Source organism: Companilactobacillus suantsaicola (assembly GCF_004745525.1).
Lineage (GTDB): Bacteria > Bacillota > Bacilli > Lactobacillales > Lactobacillaceae > Companilactobacillus > Companilactobacillus suantsaicola.
The window spans coordinates 1-6,619 of sequence record NZ_RKLY01000053.1 but is presented as its reverse complement, the minus strand read 5'-3'; the positions used below and the strand labels follow the sequence as shown (position 1 = coordinate 6,619).

Annotated in this window: 7 protein-coding genes; 4 read left to right on the top strand and 3 right to left on the bottom strand. The window is 37.7% G+C overall.

Translation table 11 applies throughout. The annotated features are described in order from the left end of the window. Window positions 1-370: 370 nt before the first annotated feature. Window positions 371-1,390: a YeiH family protein gene (locus EGT49_RS12210; protein WP_135374674.1), complete on the bottom strand. Its 1,020-nt coding sequence runs from the start codon at window positions 1,388-1,390 to the stop codon at window positions 371-373. Between the two features lie 99 nt (window positions 1,391-1,489). Here EGT49_RS12210 and EGT49_RS12205 point away from each other — a divergent pair, with 99 nt between their 5' ends. Further along, window positions 1,490-2,344, top strand: a complete 855-nt coding sequence (locus EGT49_RS12205) for a LysR family transcriptional regulator (RefSeq protein ID WP_135374672.1) — start codon at window positions 1,490-1,492, stop codon at window positions 2,342-2,344. Here EGT49_RS12205 and EGT49_RS12200 read toward each other — a convergent pair. Then, the gene (locus tag EGT49_RS12200; protein WP_135374670.1) at window positions 2,337-2,918 is read right to left on the bottom strand and encodes a peptidylprolyl isomerase; all 582 of its coding nucleotides are present in this window, start codon (window positions 2,916-2,918) and stop codon (window positions 2,337-2,339) included. The genes EGT49_RS12205 and EGT49_RS12200 overlap by 8 nt on opposite strands. A gap of 113 nt (window positions 2,919-3,031) precedes the next feature. Between EGT49_RS12200 and EGT49_RS12195 the strand changes: the two genes are divergently transcribed. Further along, complete coding sequence (locus tag EGT49_RS12195) at window positions 3,032-3,388, top strand: DUF2200 domain-containing protein (protein WP_135374668.1); 357 nt, start codon at window positions 3,032-3,034, stop codon at window positions 3,386-3,388. Here the strand turns inward: EGT49_RS12195 and EGT49_RS12190 are convergent. Next, window positions 3,385-3,840: a DUF3955 domain-containing protein gene (locus EGT49_RS12190; protein WP_135374666.1), complete on the bottom strand. Its 456-nt coding sequence runs from the start codon at window positions 3,838-3,840 to the stop codon at window positions 3,385-3,387. The two genes, EGT49_RS12195 and EGT49_RS12190, sit on opposite strands and share 4 nt — an antisense overlap. A 133-nt stretch (window positions 3,841-3,973) precedes the next feature. On the opposite strand from EGT49_RS12190, the gene EGT49_RS12185 reads away from it, so the two are divergent. Beyond that, a complete protein-coding gene (locus tag EGT49_RS12185; protein ID WP_135374664.1) occupies window positions 3,974-4,816 on the top strand; it encodes a mechanosensitive ion channel family protein in 843 nt (280 codons plus the stop codon). Between the two features lie 75 nt (window positions 4,817-4,891). Further along, entirely contained in the window at window positions 4,892-6,298 is a 1,407-nt protein-coding gene (locus tag EGT49_RS12180) for a C69 family dipeptidase (protein ID WP_135374662.1), read from the top strand. The last annotated feature ends 321 nt before the right edge of the window (window positions 6,299-6,619 follow it).

The following is a 6,619-nucleotide window of genomic DNA, read 5'->3' as shown; positions in this document are numbered from 1 at the left end:
CGAAGTTACAAGACCAAGTCAAGAACTTTTTTAAAATAATTAGTGGTGTTTAGGAGAAACAATTAAGCTTCAAACCGTTGACACCGTTGCTCTGTCGCAACAACAAGATATATATTACCTTTTCAGTTACGACGTTGCAAGTACTTTTTGAAAGTTTTTTGATTTTTTTCAAAATCAGTTTCATTGTTACTTGTTTCTTCCTATTAATTGCAACAATTAATAAGTTACTAATACTATACCACGTTTGTCCACTGATTGGGACTAAATTTGACCATATGTACAAGAAAATATCATTTTATTAATAAAAAAAGGCTAAAGCAATCAAATTCGATCGCTTTACCCTCTTACCTTTTAAACTTAAAATTCAAATCTAGAAAAATGCCTTACTTACTATAATTGTAAATGTTAATAAGATAACTGAAGCTGACAAGGCAGCTAAGACAGCATTTCTTCCACTACTCAAAAAGGCTTTGAAGTTCACACTCATCCCTAGAGCAGCCATTGCCATACCAAGTACTAAGTAAGCTAACTTAACTAATAAGTTCAATACTGCACTAGACATTGGTACAAAAGTCCCAATAACACTAGCCAACAAAAATCCTGCCATAAACCAAGGAATCGGCAATTTACCTTTTTCACCTGTGGCAGTTTTGTCCTGATGTTGGTACCAAATACCAATTACCAAAGCGGCTGGAGCTAACATCAAAACTCGCGATAACTTAGTAATAATAGCAGCACTCAAACTAACTGACCCTCCGGCACTACCAGTTGCAATGGCATGAGCAATTTCGTGCAAGGAACCGCCGGCCATGACTCCAAACTGTGTGTCGGTCATATGTAGCATTGGCTTGAGACCAATTTCAATTAAGGTGAAAACTGTTCCTAAGATGGCAACAATAGCAACTGCTAAAACTTCTTCATTGTGTTTGGCAGCCTCTTCTTCTTTACTGACCTTGATCTGGGGTGAAATTCCCATAACAGCGGCAGCCCCACAAATACTCGTTCCACTAGCAGTTAAGATTGCCAATCGTTTACTTACTCCAAATTTGCGAGCAATGTTGTACGTTAAGACAACCATCCCACTAACGATCACTACCGCAAACAGAATTGTTTTAACTCCAGCATTGGCAAGATCGATTAAATTCAACTTGAATCCTAATAAAATAATTCCTAGACGTAAAAATTTATTGGAAATAAATCCAATTCCTTCTTCAGCAATTTTAATGGCTGGGCGATACATTTGAAACATCATCCCGATTACTAATGAGATCACCAGAGCACCGATAACGGTTAAATAAGGTAATCCCCCGAGAAAAGTTCCCGAGAGTGAACAAAAGAGTGTCATTAAAAAGGCATAGAGAAAGCTTTTTTCAAATAATTTTAAATACATACTAATCCTCCGTAATTCACATGATAATATATAACTTGTATAAGTAAAAATTAGTATTCATTACTTTTGGATAAGCAAAATTTATCAAAGGAGAAAACTATGCTCGATAAACGTTACCAAACACTCGTAGTCTTGGCTCAAACTAACTCATTTACTAAGACAGCCCATCAACTCTTCATCACCCAACCGGCAGTTTCCCAACAGATCACCTCTCTGGAAGACGAACTCAATTTAAAACTCGTTATTCGTAATCACAACCGCATCAAATTAACACCAGTCGGTCAAAACCTAGCTAATTATGCCAAACAAGTTGAATTCGAAAGCGCCCAAGTCCTCAATTCTCTTAAAAAGCAATCCACCTTTAAAATGGGCTGCACCTTGTCATTGAGCTCAACTCTCTTACCAAAGTTTCTCAATCACCTAAGTGACAAAATGCCGATAGCGACAACTAAAATCAATAACACCCAACACATTTTGCAAGATATCCGTGATGGCAAAGTCGATTTTGGATTGATTGAAGGTAACTTCGACAAAGACGAGTTTGATTCCTTCTTTTTGCAAAAGGAACAGTTCATCTGTGCCTCCCACGAAGATATTCAACTCCATTCAATCGAAGACTTATTCAATCAGACCTTGTTGATTCGCGAAAATGGCTCCGGTAGCCGCAACATCTTCGAAAACTGGCTCGCCACCCAGAATTACAAGATTTCTGACTTTTCGAATGTTATGGAAATCGCTAGCCCCAATACCATCATCGAATTGCTCAAGCAGAATCCCGGGATAACTTTCATCTATCAATCACTCGTCCAAAAAGAGTTAATTTCTGGACAACTAAAAAAACTAGATTTTCCAGGCTTCAAAATTGAACATCCCATCAATCTAGTTTTTCTCAAAAATTCTTACTTTAAAGAAACTTATCAGACACTCACCGACTCATTTCTAAAAATTAATTAATTTCAACGCTTTCCATGACAACGTCTTCTTTAGGTTTGTCATTACCATCACGTTTTACACGGCTAATTTCTTGAACAATTTCCATTCCTTCAAGAACTTGACCAAAGACTGTGTGACGGTGATCTAACCAAGGAGTTCCACCATTCTTATAAGCAGCAATGATTTCTTCTGGATAACCTGCACTAGCCATTTCTTTGATCATTCGCTTAGGCATGTTTTCGTTTGAAACGATGAAGAATTGACTTCCATTTGTGTTAGGACCAGCATTAGCCATTGAAAGTGCACCAGTTAAGTTAAAGAGTTGATCACTGAATTCATCTTCAAAACTTTGACCGTAAATACTCTCACCACCAGCACCAGTACCAGTTGGGTCGCCACCTTGAATCATGAAATCAGGAATGACACGGTGGAAAATAATTCCGTTGTAATAACCCTTTTTAGCTAGTTCAACGAAGTTTTTAACCGTCTTAGGAACTAGTTCGTCGAATAATTGAATCTTAATCTCGCCATGATTAGTTTTAATAGTTGCTACACTACCTGTGGCGTTTTCTAAATCTAATTGTGGATATGCCATAATTGTTTCCCTTCTATATTTAAGTAAACTTACTGTACCACATTTTCCAATTCATTAAACCAGTTAACTCTGTGGGAATTTGCTACACTGAATAAAAGGATGGAGGTTTACATATGAAGAAAAAAGATATTACCCAGATGTCATTCAAGGACTTATACCCACTTTATATCAAAAAAGCCGAACGCAAAGGCCACACCCAAACTGAAGTTGACCAAATTATTTTTTGGTTAACTGGTTACGATAAATTAACCTTATCCCAGCAACTCACTGAAAATGTTGACGTGGCCGCATTCTTCAAAGAAGCTCCGCAAATGAACGAAAACGTCTCACTGATCAAAGGAGTTGTTTGTGGTGTCCGCGTTGAAGATATCAAAGATCCAATCGTTAAAGATATTCGCTACCTCGATAAACTGATTGACGAATTAGCTCGTGGTAAAGCGATGGAAAAGATTTTACGACAAGCATCTTAATGGTGCTTTTTATTTTGTCTTCGTTGAACTAAGTTGATCACTCCGCCAATCAAACCTAATAATAAAAATAAATAACCGATTGGCACCAAGAAAAATGGTTCTTGTAGGATACCGTCACTGTCCACAGTTGAACCGATCACACTGAAGAGCAAAAAGCAGCCCACTCCAGCTAAAATCATGACGAGCGTCACATACAAAGTTAATTTGATTTTTCTCATCTCACTACCATCCTTCACTAATTTATCAGTCATCGACGGATCACCTAAAATCAATTGGTCTAAAGAAATCTGAAATGTTTGAGCAAGCGTGACGACCATTTCCAAGTCAGGCAAATTCCGATTGTTCTCCCAACTGGAGATTGTTTGTCGTGAAACATTCAATTTCAAAGCTAACTGTTCTTGGGTCAGATGACGACTGTTGCGTAATTTTTTCACTTGTGCTCCAAAGTCCATTTTGACGACCTCCATAGTTATAACTTACCTAAATTCTGAAAAATTGGTAGCTAGAGTTACTAGCATCATTGATATATCAACGTTTATTAGTGTGATATTATAGTTTTATATTATTTTGAAAGGATTACTCACATTGAATTCATCTCTAAATTTTAACAGTCTTATCAAGAAAATGTTTCTCAAAGTCGACTGGGAGTCAGTCATTCAACACGTCGCTTCAGTCGTTTTCCAACTAGTTTTACTAACGATCGTCTTATTGTTGATCAACTGGGTCGGCAAAAAAATCATTCGCCACATTTTTAAAACTGGTCTCCGCAAATCAAAACGTGGTATTTCGCCCAAAAAGCTCGACACAATTTACACCTTAGTCCTCAACGTCTTTAAATACATCCTGATGTTCTTTTGGATCTACGCCCTACTTTCAGCCATTGGAATTCCTGTCGGTACATTGATTGCCGGTGCCGGAATCTTCAGTTTGGCAATTGGTCTTGGTGCTCAAGGTTTCGTTTCCGATATGGTCAACGGCTTTTTCATCCTTTTGGAACAGCAAATCAGCGTGGGTGACTTGATTCAAGTCAATAATATCGAGGGAGAAGTCACTTATGTCGGTATCAGAACAACTCAAGTCAAGAGTTTTGACGGAACTTTGAATTACATCCCTAACCGCAACATTACCATTGTCAGCAATCTATCCCGCAACAATATGCGTGCTTTAATGGAGATTCCTGTCTCTAGCGACTCTCCTTTTGACAAAATTACACAAACTATTGATGAAGTTAATGATAATTTGAATTTAAAAGAACTTCAGATTACGCAAAAACCTTACATCTTTGGTTTCTCAAATTTAAATGACGGTACCTTATCGATTCAAGTTGCTTGTTATACTATTCCTGGAGCTCAGTACAATGCTAAAAATGTACTACTAGAGAAGTATTTGAACGCATTAAAAGAAGCTGGAATCAATTTACCTAAATAAAATGGCTTAGTTGGTTTCCCGCATTAGAAAAGTTATAATTAACCTATCAATAACCATAAAGGGAGCATTCAAATAATGGAAAAACGTATCAAAGGTTCATGTACATCAATTTTAGTTGGTAAAAAAGCTTCTATTGATGGTTCAACAATCATTTCTCGAAACGACGACGGTCATGAAGCACTTGACCCTCAACGTTTTGTAGTAGTAAACCCTAGTGATCAACCAAGAGACTACACTTCAGTCATCAGCAAGGTTAATGTTAAATTGCCTGACGATCCTATGCGTTACACATCAATTCCTAACTCAATTTTAACTAACGGAATCTGGCCCGCTGCTGGTATCAACAGTGAAAATGTTGCCATGTCAGCAACAGAAACAATCACAACTAATTCTCGTGTTCTAGGACTCGACCCCTTCGTTGAAAATGGACTCGGTGAAGAAGACCTCGTTACGGTAGTTCTTCCTTATATCCACAGCGCTCGTGAGGGTGTTAAACGCCTCGGTGAATTACTAGAACAATACGGAACTTATGAACCAAACGGAATTTCTTTTGCCGATAATGAAGAAGTTTGGTGGTTAGAGACAATCGGTGGTCACCACTGGGCAGCCGTTCGCATCCCTGATGATGCCTACGTTGTCGCACCTAACCGAATGAACATCGATAATTTCGATTTCGACTCAGATGACACACTAGCTTCAGCTGATTTGAAGACTTTGATCGACGACAATAACCTCAACCCTGACTTTGACAACTACAATTTAAGACATATCCTCGGCAGTTCCTCAATCAAGGACACAGTTTACAACAATCCTCGTGCTTGGTATGGCCAAAAATTCTTCAGCCCCGACGACACAACAGATGATCCAATGGAACAAGATCTTCCATTTATCTGTCACGCCAATCGCAAAATTTCAATCGAAGATGTCAAGTTTGTCTTGAGTTCACACTTTGAAAATACTAAGTATGACGTTTATGGAAATGGAACAGACGCTGATAAGAAACTCTTCAGACCAATCGGAATCAATAGAAACCACGACGTTCACATCTTACAAATCAGAAACAACGTTCCTAAAGAAATCGCTGGTATTCACTGGTTAGCTTACGGTGCCAATACTTTCAATACTGTTGTGCCATTTTATGCTAACGTCAATGACACTCCAGCTCAATACAAGAATGCCACTGGCAAATTCGACCTCAAAAACATGTACTGGTTAAGTTGTACAACTGCCCTCTTAGGTGATACAGATTATGACTTGTACGTTGATATGAGAAACGATTACGAACTAGACGCCATGAGCACTTATCGTAAGATTCAAAATGACACCGATAAGAACTTGGACAAAGCTAACGCTAATGACTATCTAGAAAAAGCTAACGAAAAATTAGCCAACGTTGCTTTTGAGAAACAAACAAAACTATTAGGCGACATGGTAACAATGGGTTCCGAACATATGAAATTACGTTACAACTTGAACGACTAATAGCCGTCTTCTTAATTCAAAAATTTTAAACAGCATCTATTTTCTAATATACGTAAATTACCTAAACGAGATTACGTACTATTAAAAAAAGATGCTGTTTCTTTTTATCTTTACAAATAATCATAAGAATTTATCAAACAGAACAGTTATCCTTAAGATATTAGAAAGAAATAAAACATAGAACTCGGATCCAGTCCGGAGCAACGTAAGCAGTAAATAACCGACCGTATTGATTTTCTGATTTCTTTCAGAACGCAAAAACACCCGACTTTCTTTCCAGAAAGTCGAGTGCTTTTTCTTCTATAATTGTTGGTTTAGGCT